This window comes from Microvirga alba, from assembly GCF_015694465.1.
GTDB lineage: Bacteria > Pseudomonadota > Alphaproteobacteria > Rhizobiales > Beijerinckiaceae > Microvirga > Microvirga alba.
In genome coordinates this window covers 1-22108 of record NZ_JADQDO010000006.1, presented here as the reverse complement: position 1 = coordinate 22108, position 22108 = coordinate 1, and the positions used below count along the sequence as shown (strand labels likewise).

The following is a 22108-nucleotide window of genomic DNA, read 5'->3' as shown; positions in this document are numbered from 1 at the left end:
AGGCGAGGTGCTCGGCCTAAACGATATAAATAGAGTGAGGGCAGCCGAATCCCAGCCTTGCGGCTTCGCTCCTCATATCCTCGGCCCGGCCGGGGAATGCCTATCCGGCAACCCAGCCTTGCGCGTCGAGACGGGGCTTGTGATGATGTTCTGGTCTATAGCCAACTCGGAAAAACCTTAAATGAGTCCAGGCCAGACTGGATTCCCAAAAAAGAACGCCCCATGGACACGAGATCGCCCGCCATTGCCGCCACGCCTGCTAAAATCACGGCGGAAGGTGCGGTCATTCCGATCCTCGCGGCCATCAGTGTTTCGCATCTTCTGAACGACCTGATCCAATCGCTCCTTCCGGCGATCTACCCGATCCTCAAGGCGAACTTTCATCTCGATTTCGGGCAGATCGGCCTGCTGACGCTGACCTTTCAGCTCACCGCCTCGTTGCTCCAGCCGTTGATCGGGCATTTTACCGATGTGAAGCCGCGCCCGTTCTCCCTCGTGGTCGGCATGGGCTTCACGCTGCTCGGATTGCTCACGCTCTCGCAGGCAAGTTCCTATCCGTTGCTTCTTTTGGGAGCAGCACTCGTCGGCATGGGCTCGTCGGTGTTCCATCCGGAATCCTCCCGCGTCGCGCGCATGGCGTCCGGCGGCCGCCATGGGCTCGCGCAATCGGTGTTCCAGGTCGGCGGCAATGCGGGGTCGGCCCTCGGGCCGCTGCTCGCCGCCTTCATCGTCGTGCCGTTCGGCCAGTCGAGCATCGCCTGGTTTTCGGTGGTGGCGTTGCTCGCGATGATCATCCTGTTCAACGTGGGGCGCTGGTACCGGGTCAAGGTCGCCGCTCTCAAGGCGAAACCGCGCGGGGCCGAGACCAAGTCGGCCTTCTCGAGGAGGCGGATCGCGGTCTCAATCACGATTCTGATGCTCCTCGTCTTCTCGAAGAATTTCTACACGGCGAGCATCAGCAGCTATTTCACCTTCTACCTGATCTCGAAGTTCCAGGTCTCGGTGCAGGACGCCCAGCTTTACCTGTTCATTTTCCTCGCGTCGGTGGCGGCGGGCACGGTTCTCGGGGGCGTCATCGGCGACAAGATCGGGCGGCGCTATGTGATCTGGATCTCGATCCTTGGCGTTTTGCCTTTCACGCTGATCCTGCCCTACGCCAACCTGTTCTGGACCGGTGTCCTGAGCGTGCTGATCGGGTTGATCCTCGCCTCCGCCTTCTCGGCCATTCTCGTCTATGCGACGGAGCTCGTGCCCGGACGCGTCGGCATGGTCGCTGGGCTGTTCTTCGGCCTGTCGTTCGGCATGGGCGGCCTGGGAGCTGCGGTGCTCGGCCAGCTCGCCGACCACACGAGCATCGACTTCGTCTATCACGTCTGTTCGTTCCTCCCGGCAATCGGCCTCCTGGCCTATTTCCTGCCGAAGATCGAGCGGCCGCGCGTGCGCTGAGGACGGAGTTATTGGCCGGGAGCGACCTCGACGCTCAGGCGCATCTCCGGGTGAATGCCGCAAATCGCGTCGTAATGGCCGGGCTGGTCGAAGCCGATGGTCACCGTGTCGCCGGGGTTCTGGGCATCCGAATTGTAGCTCATGCCCGGCCCGTCGATCCGCACATTGTGCGTGCGCGTGTCGTCGTTGACGATCCGCAAAACCTCGCCGACCTTCAACAGGATCGCGCCCGGCGTGAAGCGGCGGTCCTTCTGCCCGACGATCGAGGTCGCGACCGCCTCGGGGGGAACCCCAAGCGACATCGTGCGCGGGGGGAGGGAGGTCGCGCGAGGAGGGTCTTCGCTCGACAGGGTGTTTAGGAAGGCGACAAGCTGCGCGCGCTCGGCGGCGCTGAGCGCGACGCTTTGGGGCATGTCCGCTGACAGGGTGGGCCGCTTGATGACCCGGTCGGCATAGTGATCCACCACATCCTCGAAGGAGGCCAGCGAGCCGTCGTGCATATAAGGCGCGCTCCAGACCCGCTCGCGCAGGCTCGGCGTCTTGAAGGCGTGCTCGGCGGCTTTCACACCCAGCACTTTGCCACGGCCCGGATCGTCACCCGGAAGGCCGATGTCGTGGAAGGCCTCGTCGGTGAAGCGCCAGCCCTGATGACAATTCACGCAAGCGCCCTTGCCGACGAACACCTTGAAGCCGGAAAGCTCGTCCGGTTCGAGCGCCTTGTCGTCGCCCTTCACCCAACGGTCGAACCGGGTTTCCGGCGACACCAGCGTGCGCTCGAAAGCGGCAAGCGCCTTGACCAGATTGGCGCGCGTCACCGCCGGATCTTCAGGAAACGCGCCCGCGAAGGCGCGCGTCATCTTCGGGTCGGCTGAAAGCGTTTGCACTGCCCGGTCCAGGTTGCCCCCCATCTCGCGCTTGTTCTCGATGGGCCCCGATGCCTGCGCCTCCAGGCTCGTGGCGCGGCCGTCCCAGAACCAGGACAGACCCCAGGCCATGTTCCAGAGGGGAGGGGTGCGGCGGTCGAGCGCGAGACCGTCGAGGCCGTCATGGGTCGGCACGCCGTCGGAGAAAGACAGTTCCGCCTGATGGCATGTGGCGCAGGCGACATCGCCCGCACCGGACAGGCGCTTGTCCTCGAAGAGCGTCGCGCCCAAAGCCACCTTGCCCGGCGTCGCCGGGTTGCCGGCTGGCATCGGCGTGTGGTCGGGACGCGCGAAGACCTGCCGCCAATGGGCAGCATCGAATGGCGCGGGCCCATCAGTCGCGCCGCCGACGAGCACGACAAGCCCCAGGCTTGCCAGCACCCGGACGGTCGAATGAAGACCCGCGCGCGTCACCGGATTACCGAAAGTTTCCGAGCTGTAGCTCGAACCTGGCAACGCTGCTCAGAAATTGGCCATGATCCTTCGCCGCCTTTTCGGGCGGCGTCACGGTCGGGAAAGTCGATTTCAGATCGTCGAGGCTGGCGCGTAGCGCTTTCGCCGCGTCCGCATTCTTGGCGCTCAGCGCATCGCCCATCGTGCCGATAAGGCGGTCGGCCTCCTGCACGAAGCCGCGCGCGTCCTGATACTCGACCACATTGGCGATGCGGCCGTTTTTGAACGCCTCGCCGTATTCGTCGCTCGCCTGCTGCAGCACTTCGAGCGCTGTCTCCAGCGTGAAATGAAGCTTGTCCGTTTCCTTTTCACGCACAGCCGTCTCGGCGGCGGCCAGCCGCTCGTCGATGGCGGCGCGGGCGCGGGCATAAGCCTCCTTGTTCTTCGCCTTCACGGTTTGAGAGAGCGCCTTCAAGGCGACCTGGAAGGGGGCAATCTTGAATGTCTTCAAGTCCTCCCGCAACGAATTGTAGATCTCTTCCTCCGGGTGCAGGAAATGCGGAAGGGCTTCTGCCCAGCGCCCAGTTTCCACCAGCTCTCCGCCGACGAGAAGATGGCCGCGGATGAGTTCAAGCCCACGGTAGAGGTGCAACTGGGGCGACAGATTGGTGGCGCCGCCACCTTCGCCGCCTTCGCCGTCGCCGCTCGCTGCCGGAGGGGCCGCCTTGATGGCTCCCGCATCGTGGCCCTTGTGCTGCGCCAGCTGGAGCAGACCCTGGTCGGCCTTCGCTTCCACGCTTGCGCGCGGCTGCGCCGGCATAGCCGTGACCTGTGAGGCCGCCGGCGTGGCGACAAGAACGGCGCTGCTCAGGCCCGCCCAGATTTTCCGTCTTTGCATCGGTTTTCTCCCCTCGGCGGGTCAAGGTCGCCGGCGGCTAGTTTGGAAACATTAAAAAGTACCAGTCTTTACAGATACTTAGCTACCCTTTAAGCCTGCGTCTGGCAACCCCGAAAGGTTCTTGTCCCATGCTGCTCACGATTGCCGATGTGCTGCCTCAGGCCGAGCTTGAGGAAATCCGTGCCATGCTCGCCGCCATGCGTTTCGAGGATGGCCGGGCGAGCGCCGGATGGAGTGCCAAGCTCGTGAAGGACAACGAGCAGGCGCGCGAAGGCGCGGCGCTCAGCCTGCTGCGCGAGCGCGTGACGAAGGCCATTCTGGAGAACGAGGTCTTCAGCCTCGCCGTGCGCCCGAAGGCGCTGACACCGCTGATTTTCAGCCGCTACGGCCAGGGCAAGCATTACGGCACCCACGTGGACAATCCGATCATGGACGGCATCCGCACGGATGTGTCGTTCACGCTCTTCCTCGCCGATCCCGAGACCTATGACGGGGGCGAGCTGGTGATCGAAACCATGGCGGGGGAGGAGGAGGTCAAGCTCCCCGCGGGCCATCTCGTGGCTTACGCCTCGACGACCCTGCACCGGGTCGCGCCGGTTACGCGCGGTGAACGGCTGGTCGCGGTGGGATGGGCGCAGAGTTATGTGCGCGATGGGGCGAAGCGGGAGTTGCTCTTCGATCTCGAAACGGCGCGGCGCAATCTCTTCGCGCAATCCGGCAAGACGCCCGAGTTCGATCTTCTCGCGAAAACCGGAGCGAACCTGTTTCGCATGTGGGCCGAGGTGTAGAGCTTCTTACGCCAAATGAGGTGTTCACCTCGGTTACTGCCAGGCGTAATTGAAACTGATGCTGATACGCTCGCCCTCGGCCTCGTTGACGGGCACCTCGTGGCGCAGCCAGCTTTCCCACAAAAGCACCGTGCCCGGGCTTGGCTTCATATAAGCGAATTGCCGGTTTTCCTGCTTCGCCTTGGCCTTGCGGGGCGGGGCCGCCATCATGAAGCCGAGGCGCGGGTCCTCAAGCTTGAGCGCGCTCGCGCCTTCCGGGATCGTCACATAATAAGTGCCGCTGATCACCGAATGCGGGTGGATGTGCGAGGTGTGCACGCCGCCCGGGGGCAGAATGTTGATCCACAGGCTGTCGAGAACGAGCTTGCGGCCCTTCAGATCGAATTCGAGCTCCTTGGCGAAGGCCGCCACATGGCTGTCGAGGGCTTTCAGGAGTTCGCCGAACACCGGCACGCGCCAGGGCAGGTCGTTCAGCGATGCGTAGGACGTGTAGCCCGGATAGCCATTCTTCGCGCACCAGCGCTGACCGGCCTCATCGTCTTCGGCGATGGACAAGCTGGCGGCTTCGAGTTCCGCATTGAGGCGTTCGGCCTTCGCGCCTGCCAGTTCGGCTCGGTAGACCTTGGTGACGAAAAGCGTGTCGATGGTTGCCATAAGCTCGGCTCTAAAACGCAGAACGGGTTCTGTCAAAAATACCGGTCCCGGAGGAAGGCTGCCAGCTTTTTCCCCGCAGATCGCCCCGCGCGGCTTGCAGGACGCATGAGCCTGACCCACCTTGGCTTCATGACCTCATCTCCCGCATCCATTCTTCACGAAGACCTGTTGACCGTCGCCCGGAGCCTCGAGCCCGCACTTCTTTCGCGCATCATGGCGCTGCGGGACTGGCTGGTCACGGTCGCCGCCCGCATCGAGGACACGAACGAGGTGTTGACGGGCTTCGTCGAGGGATTGCGGGACTTGGGCGTTCCTGTCGAGCGCGCCGCCATGGCCATCGAAGCGTTGCATTCGGAATATGCCGGGATCGGCCGATTCTGGACTCCGGAGGAGGGGACGGTCGTGCGCTATCTGCCTCACGGCGCGCGTCGCGATGTGGTCTACCAGAGCAGTCCCTTCGCCCATGTGAACCGTACCGGGGAATGGCTCTTCCTCGATCTCACGGAGACGCCGGACGATCTTTTCCCGATCGTGCCTGAGTTGAAGGAAGCAGGCTTTCGTCACTACATCGTCATCCCGTTCCGCTTCATGAACGGAGCCGAGAACGGCATTTCGTTCGCCACGCGCGCTTCGGAAGGTTTCGGCGAGCAGGGCTTGAAGATCCTGCGCCTCGTCATGCCGTCCTTCGCCCTGGTGACGGAGCTACGCGCCACGAGCAACCGCCTCGATGAGGTGCTGCGCATCTATGTGGGTGATGAGCCGCACCGGGCGATTCTCTCCGGCGCGATCCTGCGTGGACAGGTCACGCGAATCCGCTCGGCCATTCTGTTCGCCGACATGCGTGACTATACGCGTATCTCTTCGACCTTGAGCCCGGAGGACGCGGTCGACCTCTTGAACAATTATTTCGACTGCCTTGTTCCGCCCATCGAGGAGGAGGGCGGCGAGGTGCTCAAGTATCTCGGCGACGGGCTCCTGGCGATCATCCGCGACCGGGGCGACGACACAGGCGGCGCGCCGCAATCGGCGCTCTCCGCCGCGACCAGGGCTCTGCGGCGTATCGAGGCTGCGAACAATGAAGGTCGTTTTCCGGTTTCCATCAATGTGGGCATCGCTCTGCATCACGGAGATGCCGCTTACGGCAATGTCGGCTCAGGCCGTCGCCTCGATTTCACCGTCATCGGGCGGGACGTGAATCTCGCGAGCCGCATCGCGGATTTGAACAAGCGTCTCGGCGAGCCGCTCCTGATGTCGAAGTCCTTCGTCAATCACCTCTGGGGCAATCCGACGTGCCTCGGTTCTCATCGTGTCGAAGGATTCGAAGAGCAGATTGAAGTCTTCAAGCCGTAAGCCTAAGCCTGTCTCTCTGAACGCGTGCGGGAGGGACTTGGACAATGGCGATCCGTAATAATGTTCTTGGTGCAGTGACCTTGCTCGCAAGCGTGGCATCGGTGTCTCTGGCACATGCCGATGACGGCAATTGCGATGGGTTTCAAAGCCTGGATCCCAAGGTCGCAATCGCTATTGGCAAGGTCGATTCAAACACAGACCGGGTGAACTTCGTCAAGAATCGCAGCACCCAGAACAGCTGCCCGAGCAACGATGCCGCTTGCCGCGAGAAGGGCTATCTGGTGCAGGGGGATCAGGTGATCGTCAGCACCATCGGCGAGAATTTCGTCTGCGCCGACTACGTCAACAGCAAGGGACTGACGCGCGCCGGTTGGTTGCCGCGCTCCGCCATCGCCATCGTGCCGAACCAGACAAGCTTTCGCCCGGAGGACTGGGTTGGCCAATGGAAGGGAGGCCCCGAGCAAAAGATCTCGATCGAGAAGACCGCGAAATCGAATTCTGACATCAAGATCTCGGGCGAGGCGACGTTCGGCGCGCTTGATCCGGCCCGCGTGAAACGTGGAGCGGTCAATCTGGGCGAGATCAGTGCGACGACCGTTCCCGATGGAGGGTCTCTCGCCTTCACGATGGGTGACGACAAGACCCTGCCTTATACGCAAGGTGACGATTATGATTGCCGTGTCCGGATGCGCCTTGTCGGCTCATTCCTGCTTGTCGAGGACAACCGGAATTGCGGCGGCATGAACGTTTCGTTCTCAGGGGCCTATCAGCGACGGAAATGATCCGCGAGCGACCGTCGACTCCGCGCACTCGACCTCTCGGACCTCAAGCAGCAGCTTCGGGCTCGGACTGCGCGCGGACCGGTTCGTAGGAGGTCTTCTTCAGGGTCGACTCGATTTCCTCGACGACGGTTTGATCGATCCTTGCCTGCCGTTTGTTCGCGGCGAATTTCAGGAGCCAGAGTATTGCCAATTCGATGATGCCGATGATGGCCCACGACGAGAACGAAAAAGCGAGTTCGGCCTGATACTGAAGCCACAGGATGGTGAGCCCCGACAGCACCAATGCGGCAGCGAAAAGGGTGTAACGCTCAGCCGCCTTCACAAGAGCGAACGGGAAGGGATGTTTGTAATCGACCGGACCCGCGCCTCGTGGGAAGGCCCAGGTCCGACCCGCTGTATGATTGACGATGCCGACGAGCGGGCCGCGTTCATCGATCACCTTGCGGGCATAAAGAAGCGATACGTCATCGTGAGGCGCGACTTTGACCGAATCCGGCAGGGTCACAGTCCGCTTCGAGCCGTCCTCCGAAACGATGCGGACCTCGATAGACTTTTTCGCCTGGGCCGTTTGCGCCGAATCGCCAGATGCTTTCGTCACAACCCACGTGGCATTGACGAAACCTCGCCAGGTCCAGAAGTCGATTTCCTGACCATTAATGGTTTTGACCAGTTCCATGTTGGCCCTCCCGCAAGAATTTAGAGCCCTTTTAGATTAATAGTAACTTTACGTCATCTCAGGCGAAGGGCACGAAGTCAGCCTCGCGAAAGGTAGCTTGCCGCTCGACAGGAGTGAGGTTGGGAATGACGGCGTCGCGTCTGAGAATGGGGCCTTGCCGTCATCCGAGGCCGCTCAACCCGACGCGATGGACTTGCCGATGTCGGTCGGGTCGTATTCAATCAGAACAGCATAGACGTCTGCGAGCTGGCAAAGTCACGAGCGGAGAGTGCGATGTCGAGAAGATCCTGGAAGTTCCTTGTCGCTTATGGGTTTTTCGCCGCATTCCTTGGCGCACAACCCGTTTTGGCGGATTCCATCGACGGCCATTGGTGCAGCAGCGATGGGCGACATCTATCGATCCAGGGCCCGGCGATCGTTACCCCAGCCGGCACGCGTGTTGAAGGCTCTTACACGCGCCACTCGTTTCTTTACTCCGTTCCGGAAAGCGAGCCGGATCGTGGGCAGGAGGTCTCCCTGCGCCTGTTGAGCGAGGTTCAGGTGGAGATCCGGTTCGGCCGCGCCGACCGGCAGTCCGAGACCTGGCGCCGCTGCGCAGCAACGACGAGTTAGTCAAGCATCCCAGCGGTTCGAAGGGCGCTGTTTGATGGCGCCCGGCTCCTCATTCCGGCTCCGCGTGTTTCGAGAGAGCTTTCAAGAGTTCGAGGCACTTTTCCGCCACGGCGTCGGGCACTCTCTTGTCGCCATCGTAATGACGCGTGACAACGGCGCTCGCTTGCTCGAACAGATCGCTAAGATTGCCGGAAATGCCGGGACGGGAACTCGGAAACTCGAGCTTTTTCCCTCCGCCGCGGGGGCGGGTTTTGGATGCGGGCTTGGCTTTGAACAGCACCAAAACTTCGCATTGCTCGGCATCCTTCTTGATGTCCTCGAATGCGATAATTTCGGCCATGCCTTACTCCTGCGCCTACAGATCGTGACAACCATTTACTTGGTTTCGGCACGACGGCTGCTGACTATTCGGGGTTATCCCAGCAGCGCTCCGCAGCCGCTCTAGCGATCGCCTGTGCGCGTTGCAACCGCATTATCGGCTTTGGCGCGCGCTATGCCTTGATGGCGGGAAGCTCCAATTCATCGATCATCGCGGCCCGGCGCGCCTCGTGCGACCTGATGCTGGCGCGGATGTCATCAAGGGTGCTCCTGTTCGATCCATAGAGTGCGATGCCACCGAAGACGGCGGCGATCCCTGCCACCAAAACAAGGGGCTCGACGTGGAACGGCCCGATCATGAATGTCAGAACCGACAGGGCGCCGCCGCCCATCGCCACCTTGGCCACCAGGATGGTTTTTCGGACCCCTTCCGCTGTGTCTGAAAGGGTCTCGATTTCCGCTTCCAGGTCAGCGATCTGTTGATGCAACTCAGACATCCAAGTCTTCCAAAATCTATAGAAGCGAACGAAATTCGCCCGGTTCGAACCGCTTCGCGTTTCCGATGGCATGCTCCTCACGGTCCGCCATACCGGTCCGCCGATCTGATGGGTGGTTAGTGGAGGCGTCAAGATGTCTGAACTGCCTCCGGGCCTCCATCACAAGGAGAACATAAGCGCGGCCCCAGAATCGCGCTGGGCTAGACAGCAGGTCTTCGTCGAACCCGCGCATGAAAGGGCCCGATGTCGGAGAATATCCGCGGCCACCACCCTTCGGACAATCCGATTGGCGGTTGCCGTGCCAAGGTAACCCAGGTCGCCTGTGCACCTCCTCTCCACGTATTTCCTTCCGACCGTCTGGCCTCGGGACGCGGGATGGGCGGCGAAAGGCGAGGGCGTTGGCAAATGCGGCTTGACGGATCAGAATATGTGCCACAAGAACATGACCGGCTCGGACATTCCGAGCCGCTTCCTTTTCCGATCAACCTCTGTTCTAAGGGGCGGATAGGGGACGTGTTCCAGGGTGAACGAAGCATGTGAGGGGGCGAAAGCCTTTCTTATGTAGCTAGAATTCTTGCCCTCCTTGGAAGGGCCTGTAGCTCAATGGTTAGAGCCGGCCGCTCATAACGGTCTGGTTCCCGGTTCGAGTCCGGGCGGGCCCACCAATGTTTTCAATCGGTTGAGCTTGTGGTTCCAGTTTGGTTCTGACCACCCAAGCACCCGGTTGTATCCAGCCTGTTCATCGGAGTAGGCGCGCTGCTCTCAAGATCGGCGACAATCTACAGGGTGAGTGAACGCTATCTCCGAGCTTGAAAAAATCTGATCGCGGCTTAACCTTTCGCGAGAATCTCTCGATCGGCTCAAGAGCATGAAGAAAATATGTGTTCTGCTCGGTGTCCTGGCCGCAGGTCAGGCCGGCGCGCAGGACTTTGAGGCAGGTCGGAGCGGGTGGCAGCTGGAACGCCTGTCTGGCGATTTTGTTCTTCTGCGAACTGACATCGCCATTCCCGTGCAAGGGAGCCGGTCAAGCCGGCAGGGGCTGCTCATCCTGACCTGTGAGCCGGGTGTGCGCCGGGTCAGGTTCCAGATCGGCGATATTCTCCAGCGCCCAAGCATCCACGCGTCGTCCAGCGGTCGAGCTATTGTTCGCGGATGGTTCCAGGACCAGAAAGGTCCATCGTTCCCGATTTATCCAACGGTGCTTTTTTTTGACGATGGGAGCTTCGAGTTCCGGGAAACGTCAGCCTTCAGCGATTCCGTTTTGCAGGGGATTTTGAACCTGCTGCGCAAAAATCCCGCCCGACTGGAGGTCGTTCTGTTCAAAGGCCCCGAGACGCGCGCGTTCCGGCCCGGAACAGCCATGCAATTCAAATTGCACGACCTCGATAACAGCCTGGGTAACATCTACGGGTTCGAGGGGCTCTGTTTCCACGCCCGAGGCTAGGGCCGCGGTACCCTACACTTGGTTCGGCGCAATTCGGGTCTCGCGGTTCAGGCGGGCCCACGGGATTTCAGGAAGAACGCGACCGCGACGGCGATGATCGCCGCCAAGAGCAGGTATCCGATTGTGATGGTGCTGGATCTTGCCGCGCAGCTTGAGTTCAGAACACGAATATCAAGCGCGCTGACCCCAACGCAGACGAGGTCGCCCAGGTTCGACACAATGTTGTTCAAAGCCAGCCCCTCCGCAGTCTTGAGCCTGGGCTAATCTGGTGGATGGGAAGGCCCTAGGCCGGGTCGGCGATCTTGACCTTTCCGAAGTATTGCATCATTATATCATTAAATATTTGGTGTCATGCTACGAGTGATGTTGCATAAGCCCGAGACGCCTTTTCAAGCTGCAGAGACGGCTGGGCGGCAAGGCTGATCAGCAACTTGCAGGTAGGTAACATCGACTTCTCGTCAGAGGAGACTCCCAGTGGCAGCCGCCGCACGCATCGCGCTCATCGCTGACGTCGACGTCTATTTCCGGCTGGCTGTCGGTGGCCTTCTGATGCGCGAATTCGGCTTCTCCGACGTGGTCGAGGCCCAGTCTTTCGATGAGGCGAGGGGGCATCTTCTTGAGCAGGCGGACGTATCCGTCGCCCTTCTGGATCTCTCCACCCTGGGAATGAAAGACGCGGCAAGTCTCCGGATGGTCAGGTCGTGTTTTCCTGAGACAAAGGTGGCCGTCACGTCGGTCTCGAATTCAAGGCGCAGCATTCTGTCAGCGCTGGAATCCGGCGTCCATGGATATATCCCCAAGAGCCTGAGCATTGCAGAACTGACCGCTGCGCTCCGCCTTGTCCTTGGTGGGGGAATTTATGTGCCGCCGTCACTGGCCGAGGTGGCGCCCCAGATTCCGGACGCGGCCATCAGGCTGCCTGACCTGTCCGCTTTCTCCGACGCGATGGCGCGAAGCCCGTTGACCCCGCGCCAAATGGACGTTCTCGAGCTGTTGGTTCAAGGCAAGCCGAACAAAGAGATCGCGTCAGTTCTCAAGCTGGGCGAGGGGACGGTGAAAATCCATGTAGCCGCGATTTTCCGTTACTTGGGCGTGAACAATCGTGCGGCAGTCGCGGCAGCCAGCGCACGTCCAAATCCAAGCCGAAAGCTTTCCCTTTTGAGACGCCCTCCGCATGAGGGGCTCCATGTTGAGTGAACGGCAGCCGCATTCGCCGCCTGCAGCTTTGACTGCACCGAGTTTCCCTGCGTCGGCGCCAAGAATGCTGCTTGTGGAGACACGAGCGAAGGGCGGGTTCGGGGCGCGGAAACAACCAATCATCATAAGGGCGGCAACATGAGATCGCTCGCTTTGGTCCTGGCCAGAGCCGCATATGAAGCAGTCCGGTCCCGCATGGCAGGCTTCGCGGGCGACCGGAGTGGTAGCGTCGCGGTGTTTACCGCGCTGGCTCTGCCGGTGTTGATTGGTGTCACCGGGCTCGGGGTGGAAATCTCCTATTGGTATCTCACTGAGCGTTCCATGCAGAACGCGGCGGACTCCGCGGCGATCGCCGCCGCGACGAACGGGACCATGAACTACGGGGCCGAGGCCAAGGCGGCCGCTGCGAAATACGGTTTTGTTGACGGGGAAAACGACGTTTCAGTTGTCGCGTCGAATAACGCGACCTGTCCATCCGGTGCTGCAAATTGCTACAGTGCTACTGTCACGGGGTATGTGCCTTTGTTCCTGTCACAGGTGGTCGGCTACAAAGGCACCGCGATCGACAGCTCCGGCACACCTCAGACAAAGCTCAGTGCGACTGCTGTTGCGCGCCTCAATCCGATGCCGCGGGAATACTGCGTATTGGCGCTGGGGGACAGCGGCATCGCGATCGGCGCGGACGGCGCTCCAAGGGCAAGTATGTCCGGTTGCAACATCATGTCGAATGCGGGTGCGCGCTGTAACGGCCACAACCTTGGCGCCGACTATGGCGATGCCGCCGACGAAAATGATGGCTGCGGGGCGGTCCAACGCTCGAACGTGGCTCGACTTGCAGATCCCTATGTCGGGTTGAAGCCGAACATTCCGTCTACCGACCCTTGTGGGGGGAAATACCCTCAGAAAGGGACGTTCGATTACCCCGCGGCGAACAAGTGGAAAGACACGATCGTTCTAACGGGAGGGGTCACCCACGTGTGCGGCGACCTAACGGTGACATTCGATGTCACGATCCGGACGCCTCCCGAGGGAGCCGTCATCGTCATCTGGAACGGTCAGCTTTACACCGGCAGATGGCCTCAAGCCCGCACCTTTGCAACCGAGAGCGGCTCCGCCGTCACCGTCGTTTTCGCGGGCGCCAACGGCAGCTACACTCACACTCCGACCGGAGACGGGACCCTCGACATAACCGCGCCGTCCACGGGGCCCTGGAAGGGCATGGCCATTTACCAGGATCCGAACCTGACTTCCGGCGTCGATATCCCCGCGGCGGGCCAGGCCCCGACCTGGAACATCACAGGGATGGTCTATCTGCCGCACGCAGACGTCACGCTGAGCGGTGCGGTCAACAAGTCCAGCACTGGCCAATCTTGCTTTGGCCTGGTGATCGAGAACCTCGCCGTTACTGGCACGGGCTCGATTCTGGCGCATGGTGCCTGCGACGAGGCAGGGCTCGATTTGCCCACCGGTAGCGCGTCAACGGGCCGTGGAGCATTGGTCCGATAATGAGGCGCTCGATGCTCGCGCAGGCGGGTCAAACATCATGAACTTCCCTTCAGGCCGGAGGAAAAACCGCAGTCGCAGGCAAGTCAGCGAGCGCGTCCGGTCTTTCCGCAATGACCATCGTGGTGTGGCCGGAATCGAGTTCGCTCTTGTTGCCGGCGTCCTGTGCTTTCTCCTGTTGAACGGGATTGAAGTGGCTCGCTATGCCTACACGGTCATGCAAGTGCAAAATGCCGCCCAGATGGGGGTGCAGTCGGTATGGAAGGCATGTGATCCAACGAAGGAACTGCCGGCGACGACCAAATGCGCGGCTCTGCGCGCCGCCATTGCCGCCGCGATAAGGAGCACCACGCTGGGCGAGGGCGTCGCGTTGCTGGAGCACTCACCGTCGGAAGCCTATTACTGCCTCAGCAAGGACAACGCCCTGATACCGGACGGCGGGATTGCTCTCGGGAGCAAGCCGGCCAACTGCAGCACAATTCCCGGCGCTCAAGCCGGGCAGCCGGGAGATTATATCAGAGTCGGCGTGACCTACCCGTACCAACCCCTGTTTCTCGATCTGACGGTGGGGCGGTTTTTCGATGGCCCCATTACCAAGACGACCCACATGCGGCTGCTATGAGAATGGCTTTGCGCTGGACAAAGGGAATGCGGGGCGACGAGCGCGGGGCGACTGCGATTGAATTCGCACTGGTAGCGCCGGTTTTCCTGGCGCTTGTCTTCGGCATATTCCATCTCTCGCTGCTCGGGTTCACCGTAGCAAGCCTCAATTATGCCGTCGAAAAAGGAGCGCGGTGCAACGCGATCGCAACGGATTGCCCTGACGCCGCAGCCTATTATTTCGCACCCGAACCCGCTCCGGTGTTTACATCCGACAAGGCGGCAGCTTGCGGTACGTTGGTCAATGCAACTGTGACCTACCAGTTGAATGTTCTGATCTATCAGGCGTCGATTCCGCTGACCGCATCCGCGTGCTTCCCTTGAAGCATCAGCATGTCTTGATGAGGCATGATCGCGTTCACGCTCCCTCCTGCCGCGTGAGCTTGATGGGGAACGGGATTCCTCTTGTCCTGATGATGTTCTAGATCTTCATCATCTGGATGATCGCCGGCGTGAGAATGACGGCGAACAGAACGGGCAGGAAAAACACGATCATCGGAACTGTGAGCTTCGGTGGCAAGGCGGCGGCCTTCTTCTCAGCCTCGTTCATCCTCATGTCCCGGTTCTCCTGCGCCTGAACGCGAAGCGATTGGCTCAGCGCGGTGCCATACTTTTCCGCTTGAATGAGGCTCGTGACGACGCCTTTGACACCGTCGAGGCCCGTGCGTTCAGCGAGGTTCTCGTATGCTTTCCGACGGTCTTGCAGGTAGGACAGTTCGGCCGTCGTCAAGCTCAGCTCTTCCGCGAGCTCTATCGATTGGGAGCCGATTTCTCCGGAAACCTTGCGAAGCGCGCCCTCAATTCCCATGCCGCTTCCGACGCAGATGAGCAAAAGATCAAGGGCGTCCGGCCATGAGCGGCGGATCGAGATTTGCCGCTTCGTGATCTTGTTCCTCACGTAGAGCGCCGGAGCGTAATAGCCGAAGCCTGCCGCAGCCATGACGATCGCCAGCTTCACGAAGAGGGGGTATCCAAGATTCAGAATGACGAAGACGTACAGGGCCGCCAGAGCAGCCATGCCCAAAGGGGCTAGCTGGCGGAGGGCGAGGTAGGCAGTGATCGGTCCCTCGCCGCGATAACCGGCCATCCGCAGCATCTTGACCGTCTCGCTGTCCTCGGTTCCGGCGAGATTGAGATAATCGACGACGAGCTTGTAGAGCCGCTTCGGTTCGCTTCTGAGGATCTGCTTGTTTTGAGCGTTCAGGCGGCCGCGCTCGCGCAGCCGAATACGTTCGCTTTCATTGGCGACCTGGACCATCCGCTCCGCGAGTTCATCACGGACAAAATACGGCCACGCGACCACGATGATCGCAGCGAAAACGGCCACGGTCGCTGACAGCGCGACGAGCATGTCTACATTGCCGGTGAGCAGGCCGGTGTTCATCGCGATCCTCAGAAATCGAAATTGATCATTTTCCGCATCATCAGTACGCCGAACCCCATCCAGACGGCGGCAACCGCAAGGACGATTTTGCCGACGAGGGTGGTAAACAACAGCGAGATGTACTGCGGCGCGGAAAGATAGAGCAAACAGGTGACAATCACCGGCAGCGACCCGATGATGCCGGCAGAGGCCTTGGCCTCGGAGCTCATCGCCCGGATTTTACCCGCTATTTTCTTGCGCTCTCGCAGCACTTTGGAAAGGTTTCCGAGAGCTTCGGAAAGACCGCCTCCCGAACTGCTCTGGAGCGAGATGACGATGGCGAAGAAATTGGCCTCCGCGACCGGGACACGCTCCATGAGCCGCTGAACGGCCTGATCCATCGGGACTCCGAGCGTCTGATCGTCGAGGATGACCCTGAACTCGCTGCGCACCGGCTCATTTGCTTCAGTCGCGATGATCCTGAGGCAGTCAACGAGCGGGAGACCCGCTTTGACACCCCGCACGATCACGTCCACCGCATTGGGAAACTCGGCCGTAAAAGCCTTCAAACGGCTTGCGCGTTTTCTGTCGACATAGAGATGGGGCAGCAGAAGTCCACCGGCGAGTCCGAAGCCCATGGCAGGCAGCGGACTGATACCGAAAATGGCGACGGCAACCGCGAATGAAATGCCGCCGGCGATGAAACACGCGGCGAAATAGGTATTCTTGCTCCAACTCAGACCAGCCTGGCGCATTCGGATGGCGAGCGACGGTTTGACTCCCTGTTTGGCCTTCTGCTGTTCCTCGAGATTGCGCAGCGTGGCTTCAATCGAGCGCTTCCGGCGGCTCTCATCGGAGCTGCCGGTGCGACCGGCCGGACCATCCCAGGCCGCGATCGCTGCGATCCGCCTGTCAGCCTCCGAGCGCTGTCCCACGCGGGCATAGAGCACGGAAACCACGATGCCTCCGACACAAAACGCGGCGAGAACGACTGCCAAGACGAGAGCGAGTTCTGGCGACAGCATCACGAGCCAACTTTCTCGGCAGCATCGAGTGCTGTGGCAAGGCGCTTCTCCTCGCCGTAATAGCGCGCGCGATCCCAGAACCGGGGCCTGCCGACCCCCGTCGAGCGATGCTGTCCGACGATGTTGCCCTGCGGATCCTCGCCAAGAAGATCATAGACGAAGAGATCCTGCGTGGTGATGACGTCTCCCTCGAGACCGAGGACCTCGGTAATGTGCGTGATGCGGCGCGAGCCATCTCTCAGACGCGCGGCCTGAATGATCACGTCGACCGAGGACACGATCATTTCTCGAATTGTCTTCGACGGCAGCGAGTAGCCGCCCATCGTAATCATGGACTCCAGACGGGAGAGAGCCTCTCGCGGGGAGTTGGAATGGAGCGTGCCCATCGAGCCGTCATGGCCCGTATTCATCGCCTGGAGAAGATCGAAGGCCTCCGGGCCGCGCACCTCGCCGACGATGATGCGCTCAGGCCGCATGCGCAGGCAGTTCTTGACGAGGTCGCGCATGGTGATCTGGCCCTCGCCCTCGAGATTGGGCGGTCGCGTTTCCAGACGGACGACGTGCGGTTGCTGCAGCTGAAGTTCAGCAGCGTCCTCGCAGGTAATGACGCGCTCAGTGGGTTCGATATAGGCCGTCAGGCAATTCAGCAGGGTCGTCTTGCCCGAACCGGTCCCGCCGGAGATGAGGACGTTGCAACGGACACGGCCGATGATCTGCAGGATTTCCGCGCCTTCCTTGGAAATCGCGCCGAATTTGACGAGTTGGCCGAGGGTGAGCTTGTCCTTCTTGAATTTGCGGATCGTCAGGCTCGGACCGTCGATAGCCAGCGGGAATGCGATGACGTTCACGCGCGAGCCGTCGGCGAGGCGTGCGTCGCAGATCGGGTTGGATTCGTCCACTCGTCGGCCGACCTGGCTCACGATGCGCTGGCAGATATGGAGCAGCTGCGCGTTGTCGCGGAAATGGATATCCGTCCGCTGCACCTTGCCGCCGACTTCGATGTAGACCGTGTCCGCGCCGTTGACCATGATATCGGCGATGTCATCGCGGGCGAGCAATGGTTCCAGCGGCCCATAGCCGAGGACGTCGTCGCAGATGTCGCGCAGGAGTTCATCCTGCTCCGAGGTCGACATGACGATCTTCTTCGCGTTCACAATATCGGAGACGATTTCGCCGATTGCGTCGCGCGCCTGAGCCACATCCATTTTCGTCAGCTGCGAAACGTCGATCGTTTCGATCAGCGCCGCGAAAACCTGCCCCTTGAGCAGATAATATTCGTCCGATTTCACTGTCTGCGGGCGAACAGTGGCCACCGCATCCGGCAGCCGGGGAGCCGCGGAGCGCACCTTCGCTTCTTGCACCATGGCCGGAGATCGCGTTGACGAGTCAACGCCCGCTGTCCGTTGAAGCACCGAGGTCTCACCGGGCCTTTCACTCGGGAGGCTTCTTTTGCCGAACATGATGGGAGTTCCCTGTCTTCTTGCGCGTTTTAGCGATCCGGCTTGTTGGGCCAAGGGTCGCGGCTTACGCGTTCCTCGAACCGAATTTCATCTTCTTGATCATCGACCCGATATCGAACAGCCCATTGCGACGACGCGGCTTATGCGCTGCGATGACGCCCGCTATGTCGGTGAATATTCTGGACGCGGGCGCTTTCGCGGAGACCTCGGCCACCATTTGACCTTCATTGGAGGCGGTTCCGAACAGGCGCGGATCAAACGGAATACAGGCAAGCAGTTCGAGCTGAACCACCTTGGCAAACTCCGCGGGTTTGATTTCCGGCCGCTTTGGCATGCCGACCTGGTTCAAAATGAGCTTGGGCGGCGGATCATGAGGGCGAGCTTGCCTCAGGAAAGTGATCAGGCCCTTGGCATTCCGCAAATTGGGAAGATCCGGAACGGCCGTGATGATGATTTCGTCGGCGCTGACCAGCGCGTTTCTCGCCCATGAATTCCACACATGCGGCATATCCAGGATCAGATACGGCACACTTGATTGCGCGATCTCAATCAGCGGATCGATGGCGTTCTCGGTCAGGTCATAACACTTGTCGAGCGTGCCGGGCGCGCGAAGCAGACTGAAATGATCGCCGCATTTGGCAAGCAGGCGGTCGAGCAGAACCTCGTCCAGTCGCCCCGCATCTTCGATGGCTTCGGCAACCCCCTGTCCGGGATCAAGCCTGAAATCGAGGCTCGCCGTGCCGAACGCCAGGTCCATATCCGCAAGGACCACGTCGGACGCAGCTTGGCGCGCGATCGTCCACCCCACGTTATGCGCGATGGTCGAGGATCCGACGCCGCCCTTGGCGCCCACGAAAGCGAACGCCTGTCCGAGCTTTCCTGATGCGGGCTCGCTATAGATCCCCGAAACGGCAACGATGAAGGATATGGGGTCGATGGGTGCGAGCAGGTAGTCGCTGATGCCCCGCCTTGTCAGCTCGCGATAGAAAGACACGTCGTTTGCATGTCCGATTGCCATCACCTTGGTGCCGGCGTCACAGACTTCGGCCAGTCTGTCGAGTTCGGCGAGGTAGGCCTCTGGCGTCGCGCGGCTCTCGATCACGATGAGCTGAGGTGTCGATTCCGCCCGGTAGAAAGCGACCGCGGCGGCAATCCCGCCTACCTGAACGGTGACTTGAGTGCGCGACATGAGCCGGTCGGCGGCCGCGCTCCTGATGGTGTCCGCGACATCGGGGCTATCGCAAAAGGCATGAATACGAATGTACGGGATCCGGGTTCCGTCTCGACGAAGCGGATTGTCCGCAGATGCTGCCGCCTCGGGCCACCGCGCGACCAATCGCGGCTCCACCTTGTCTGAATCGAAAGACCCGGATCTCATCGTCGATACAGGGTTGGTCATCCGCACTCACCCGTCCCAATGCCGTCCACGCTGTGCGTCATTGAACGATCGCGCCTTCGCTGCGGACCTTGACCTCTTCGCTCTTCCCTGCACGGAAGACACGCACGTTCACGCTGCTCTCCTCGGCGACATGCTTTTCGTCGAGATCCGCGATGGAGCGGAGGGCGAGAGAAAGTGTGCCGGCGGCCTGCGCGGCTGCGATCATCTCCGCCTCGGTCGGGCTCACCTCCAACGTCGCCGTCTTGCCCACGACGACCAACATGCCTTTGGCTTCATCGGCTTTCTGGTCCACCGCCAGCACGCGGACATTTCTGAGAAGCGTCCGGCTCCTGTTCTCGGCTTTCCCTCCGTCCGAATTGGAGATGTTCTGAATCACATCCACACGGTCATTGGGCAGGATGAAGCCGCCCGCGGTGCTTTCCGCCGAGACGCGGATCGCGACGGCGCGCATGCCGGACGGCAGCATCGTGGCAAGCATGCCGGCGGGGCCGCGAGAAAGCTTTTCTTCCCGGATAGGCTCGCCGGAAACGAAGTGGCTGCGCACGAGCGCTCCGTTGAGGGAGGTCAATGCGTCAGGCTTGGCCTCGCGGCTGATGAAGCCGGGACTGACGGCGTCCTTGGGCCAGGACTGCCAGCGCAGGCTCTTCCCATCGAGCGCTTGCCCCTGGATCAGATCGCTTGCGGCGACCAACACGTCCGTGGTCTGCACGACCGGGGCGCTCGGTGCGACCGCGGCGGCCTCACGCGACCGCGTGGAGAGCACGAGCCAACCGGCGAGCCCGCCGGCCCCCAGGGCAATGACAAGGATGATGACACGCAACATGGTCGAAACCCCCGTCGTTGATCAGGGAAGGAACGCATGGCAGAGCCGCTTCAAGTCAGGGCTTTCATCCAGTGCGTCGCCGGGAAGATGAAGAGCGCCGCACTCGCGATTGCGACTCCGTAAGGAACTCCGGTCTCCGGCGCATGCAACCGCATGATCCAGGGCACGGTAAGACATTGAGCGGGCAATGGTGTTAAGCGAAACTGAAGAATGGCGATCGTGAGAATGCCGCCGAATAGCGCCGTGTAGAGAACGTAGACGAGTGCGTGGTCAGCCCCGAGCCACAACGCGATCACGGCTGCAAGCTTGGCGTCTCCTCCACCGATCCAGCCTAGCCCGAATAAAACGAACATCGCGATCAGAATGCCGACGGCAATCGCAGCGCTCCATCCAATGTGCGCCCAACCAAGGCCGGAGAACGGCGCCAGGACAACATAACTCGCAAGAAGAAAAAGAACGAGTTCGTTCCGGATCTTCATCGTCACGAGATCAGCAGCAGCCGCCCACAATACTGCCGTGCCGAAGCACAGGCTTGCAGCTATCACGATAATAGAAGAAGGCATTCACAAGCTTTGTAAGAAATTTCGCTGACGTGATCGGCTTGTAGAAAACGAAGCGGATAGAATTTCAGCGTCTCCCGCTTCGTTATCGACAGTCAGGCCCGATCGTTATTTCCCATCCGGGAGTGCGTTGCCGATCTTTTGGAAAATCGCGTCGAGTTTGGGCGATGCGATATTCAGTCCCGTTATGATGACCACTGAGATGAGACCGGCGATGAGGCCGTATTCAATGGCGGTTGCGCCGGATTCGTCTTTCACGAAACGCGATACGAGAGACTTCATGGTGTCTGGTCCTTGACCTGGATGCAAGTTGCGCTGCCCGACTCCGCAGCCTTGGCACAAGGCCCAGGACCTGGAAGTGGAACCCAGAGTTCTGGCCCTCGTGTTGGTGCACTATGAGAAACTTTATAACGTTAGTCGATCCAGTTTGATGGCCTAGACCGTTTGTCATAGGGCATCAGCCAAATGGCCTAGACCGTCGCGGGGAGCTAGAAGGGCTTGTTGTAAAAAAGCTAGGTAATATCAGGACTTTACCGCTCTCTGGGCGTTGCGGGATTTCGTCCGAGATCAACGTGGCTGACCGACTTCATTGTTGAGTCCGAAAAATTCGACGGATCGGAAGGGGCGGTGGCCGCCTGAGCCTTCCTGACATCAGTTCAACCGCTGGCGAGGTGCGTCGGGTGGTTGCAATCGTAAGGAATAGTCAAAGTACTCTCACCCTCGCGTCTCGACGAAAGCTTCCAAGGATCTGTCGCTATTCGTGGGATTGTTAACCTTTTGTGAACCATAAAAGAATCATTTGAGGGAATTCAATAACGTTCGCTGGGGGTCGATATGGCCGGGTCGAGAACATTGGTGCTGGCGGCGGCCATCGCCATGCTTGCCCTCGGGCAGGCGGTGTCGATCATGCCCGAAATCGGCCTCATCACCCCCGCGTTGGCGCAGGCTGGAAGCACCGCTCCGCGCGCGAAGCTCATGCGCATCCGGGTGTCCGTGAACAAATCGCAGGCGCTTCGCATCGAGTATCCGTTCTCGGACGTTCTGGTCGGCTCGGCTGAAATCGCCGATGTCATTCCGTTGAGCGACCAGAGCCTTTACATCCTGGGCAAGCGGATCGGCACGACCAACATTTCGGTTCTCGACAATTCGCGGCGCGTCATCGGCGTGGTCGATGTCGAAGTCGGTCCCGACACCGGGATCGTCGAGGAGAAACTTGCCGCCGGCGCCGGCCGGAGCGGCATTCGCGTCCGGAGCAGCGGCGATCAGGTGATCCTCGAAGGCACGGCCCTGGATGCGCCGACGGTCGATCGGGCGGTGGAAATCGCGAGAGCGAATTC

The 22108-nt window shown here is 60.8% G+C and carries 25 protein-coding genes and 1 tRNA gene; 12 read left to right on the top strand and 14 right to left on the bottom strand.

The window, feature by feature from the left end:
• Positions 1-222 precede the first annotated feature (222 nt).
• Positions 223-1446 (top strand): MFS transporter, encoded by a 1224-nt coding sequence (locus tag I2H38_RS12895; RefSeq protein ID WP_196272269.1) that lies wholly within the window; start codon positions 223-225, stop codon positions 1444-1446.
• An 8-nt stretch (positions 1447-1454) separates the two neighbouring features.
• Here the strand turns inward: I2H38_RS12895 and I2H38_RS12890 are convergent, their stop codons facing one another.
• On the bottom strand, positions 1455-2783 hold the full coding sequence (locus I2H38_RS12890) for a cytochrome c peroxidase (RefSeq protein ID WP_196272493.1): 1329 nt from the start codon (positions 2781-2783) through the stop codon (positions 1455-1457).
• 4 nt (positions 2784-2787) lie between these two features.
• Entirely contained in the window at positions 2788-3660 is an 873-nt protein-coding gene (locus I2H38_RS12885) for a hypothetical protein (RefSeq protein WP_196272268.1), read from the bottom strand.
• Between the two features lie 128 nt (positions 3661-3788).
• On the opposite strand from I2H38_RS12885, the gene I2H38_RS12880 reads away from it, so the two are divergent.
• On the top strand, positions 3789-4448 hold the full coding sequence (locus I2H38_RS12880; protein WP_196272267.1) for a Fe2+-dependent dioxygenase: 660 nt from the start codon (positions 3789-3791) through the stop codon (positions 4446-4448).
• A gap of 33 nt (positions 4449-4481) precedes the next feature.
• Here the strand turns inward: I2H38_RS12880 and I2H38_RS12875 are convergent, their stop codons facing one another.
• The gene (locus I2H38_RS12875) at positions 4482-5102 is read right to left on the bottom strand and encodes a TIGR02466 family protein (protein WP_196272266.1); all 621 of its coding nucleotides are present in this window, start codon (positions 5100-5102) and stop codon (positions 4482-4484) included.
• 213 nt (positions 5103-5315) lie between these two features.
• Here I2H38_RS12875 and I2H38_RS12870 point away from each other — a divergent pair, with 213 nt between their 5' ends.
• Both I2H38_RS12870 and I2H38_RS12865 read left to right on the top strand, forming a co-directional pair.
• Positions 5316-6452, top strand: a complete 1137-nt coding sequence (locus tag I2H38_RS12870; protein WP_229426703.1) for an adenylate/guanylate cyclase domain-containing protein — start codon at positions 5316-5318, stop codon at positions 6450-6452.
• A 44-nt stretch (positions 6453-6496) separates the two neighbouring features.
• The gene (locus tag I2H38_RS12865) at positions 6497-7234 is read left to right on the top strand and encodes a hypothetical protein (RefSeq protein WP_196272265.1); all 738 of its coding nucleotides are present in this window, start codon (positions 6497-6499) and stop codon (positions 7232-7234) included.
• A 43-nt stretch (positions 7235-7277) separates the two neighbouring features.
• On the opposite strand, the gene I2H38_RS12860 is transcribed toward I2H38_RS12865, so the two are convergent.
• A complete protein-coding gene (locus I2H38_RS12860; RefSeq protein WP_196272264.1) occupies positions 7278-7910 on the bottom strand; it encodes a hypothetical protein in 633 nt (210 codons plus the stop codon).
• Positions 7911-8183: 273 nt separating this feature from the next.
• On the opposite strand from I2H38_RS12860, the gene I2H38_RS12855 reads away from it, so the two are divergent.
• Positions 8184-8522: a hypothetical protein gene (locus tag I2H38_RS12855; protein WP_196272263.1), complete on the top strand. Its 339-nt coding sequence runs from the start codon at positions 8184-8186 to the stop codon at positions 8520-8522.
• A 49-nt stretch (positions 8523-8571) separates the two neighbouring features.
• Here I2H38_RS12855 and I2H38_RS12850 read toward each other — a convergent pair whose 3' ends face one another.
• Entirely contained in the window at positions 8572-8862 is a 291-nt protein-coding gene (locus I2H38_RS12850; protein ID WP_196272262.1) for a hypothetical protein, read from the bottom strand.
• Positions 8863-9013: 151 nt separating this feature from the next.
• Positions 9014-9337 carry a hypothetical protein gene (locus I2H38_RS12845; RefSeq protein WP_196272261.1) on the bottom strand — a complete coding sequence of 108 codons (324 nt, stop codon included), beginning with the start codon at positions 9335-9337 and terminating at the stop codon, positions 9014-9016.
• A gap of 589 nt (positions 9338-9926) precedes the next feature.
• On the opposite strand from I2H38_RS12845, the gene I2H38_RS12840 reads away from it, so the two are divergent.
• Together I2H38_RS12840 and I2H38_RS12835 are read left to right on the top strand one after the other, a co-directional pair.
• Positions 9927-10002 (top strand) — tRNA-Ile (locus I2H38_RS12840).
• A 401-nt stretch (positions 10003-10403) separates the two neighbouring features.
• Positions 10404-10781: a hypothetical protein gene (locus tag I2H38_RS12835; RefSeq protein ID WP_196272260.1), complete on the top strand. Its 378-nt coding sequence runs from the start codon at positions 10404-10406 to the stop codon at positions 10779-10781.
• A gap of 47 nt (positions 10782-10828) precedes the next feature.
• On the opposite strand, the gene I2H38_RS12830 is transcribed toward I2H38_RS12835, so the two are convergent.
• A complete protein-coding gene (locus I2H38_RS12830) occupies positions 10829-11011 on the bottom strand; it encodes a hypothetical protein (RefSeq protein WP_196272259.1) in 183 nt (60 codons plus the stop codon).
• Positions 11012-11255: 244 nt separating this feature from the next.
• Here I2H38_RS12830 and I2H38_RS12825 point away from each other — a divergent pair, with 244 nt between their 5' ends.
• The 4 genes from I2H38_RS12825 (at position 11256) to I2H38_RS12810 (ending at position 14465) form a co-directional block, all read left to right on the top strand.
• On the top strand, positions 11256-11978 hold the full coding sequence (locus I2H38_RS12825; protein WP_324617394.1) for a response regulator transcription factor: 723 nt from the start codon (positions 11256-11258) through the stop codon (positions 11976-11978).
• A 138-nt stretch (positions 11979-12116) separates the two neighbouring features.
• Positions 12117-13484, top strand: coding sequence for a TadE/TadG family type IV pilus assembly protein (locus I2H38_RS12820; protein WP_196272258.1), 1368 nt, complete (start codon positions 12117-12119; stop codon positions 13482-13484).
• 124 nt (positions 13485-13608) lie between these two features.
• Complete coding sequence (locus tag I2H38_RS12815; RefSeq protein WP_196272257.1) at positions 13609-14103, top strand: TadE family protein; 495 nt, start codon at positions 13609-13611, stop codon at positions 14101-14103.
• A 26-nt stretch (positions 14104-14129) separates the two neighbouring features.
• Positions 14130-14465 carry a TadE/TadG family type IV pilus assembly protein gene (locus tag I2H38_RS12810; protein WP_196272256.1) on the top strand — a complete coding sequence of 112 codons (336 nt, stop codon included), beginning with the start codon at positions 14130-14132 and terminating at the stop codon, positions 14463-14465.
• Positions 14466-14562: 97 nt separating this feature from the next.
• On the opposite strand, the gene I2H38_RS12805 is transcribed toward I2H38_RS12810, so the two are convergent.
• The 7 genes from I2H38_RS12805 to I2H38_RS12775 all read right to left on the bottom strand — a co-directional run bounded on the left by I2H38_RS12805 (position 14563) and on the right by I2H38_RS12775 (position 21053).
• Positions 14563-15525, bottom strand: a complete 963-nt coding sequence (locus tag I2H38_RS12805; protein ID WP_196272255.1) for a type II secretion system F family protein — start codon at positions 15523-15525, stop codon at positions 14563-14565.
• Between the two features lie 8 nt (positions 15526-15533).
• Positions 15534-16529, bottom strand: a complete 996-nt coding sequence (locus I2H38_RS12800) for a type II secretion system F family protein (protein ID WP_196272491.1) — start codon at positions 16527-16529, stop codon at positions 15534-15536.
• A complete protein-coding gene (locus tag I2H38_RS12795) occupies positions 16529-17989 on the bottom strand; it encodes a CpaF family protein (RefSeq protein WP_196272254.1) in 1461 nt (486 codons plus the stop codon). The genes I2H38_RS12800 and I2H38_RS12795 overlap by 1 nt, the downstream gene beginning before the upstream one ends.
• Before the next feature lie 64 nt (positions 17990-18053).
• Positions 18054-19178: an AAA family ATPase gene (locus I2H38_RS12790; protein WP_229426690.1), complete on the bottom strand. Its 1125-nt coding sequence runs from the start codon at positions 19176-19178 to the stop codon at positions 18054-18056.
• A 247-nt stretch (positions 19179-19425) separates the two neighbouring features.
• Complete coding sequence (cpaB, locus tag I2H38_RS12785; RefSeq protein WP_196272253.1) at positions 19426-20211, bottom strand: Flp pilus assembly protein CpaB; 786 nt, start codon at positions 20209-20211, stop codon at positions 19426-19428.
• A 50-nt stretch (positions 20212-20261) separates the two neighbouring features.
• Positions 20262-20774 (bottom strand): A24 family peptidase, encoded by a 513-nt coding sequence (locus tag I2H38_RS12780; RefSeq protein WP_196272252.1) that lies wholly within the window; start codon positions 20772-20774, stop codon positions 20262-20264.
• Positions 20775-20879: 105 nt separating this feature from the next.
• Positions 20880-21053, bottom strand: a complete 174-nt coding sequence (locus I2H38_RS12775; RefSeq protein WP_196272251.1) for a Flp family type IVb pilin — start codon at positions 21051-21053, stop codon at positions 20880-20882.
• A gap of 552 nt (positions 21054-21605) precedes the next feature.
• Between I2H38_RS12775 and I2H38_RS12770 the strand changes: the two genes are divergently transcribed.
• On the top strand, positions 21606-22108 hold a 503-nt coding region (locus I2H38_RS12770), incomplete at its 3' end, for a pilus assembly protein N-terminal domain-containing protein (RefSeq protein ID WP_196272250.1).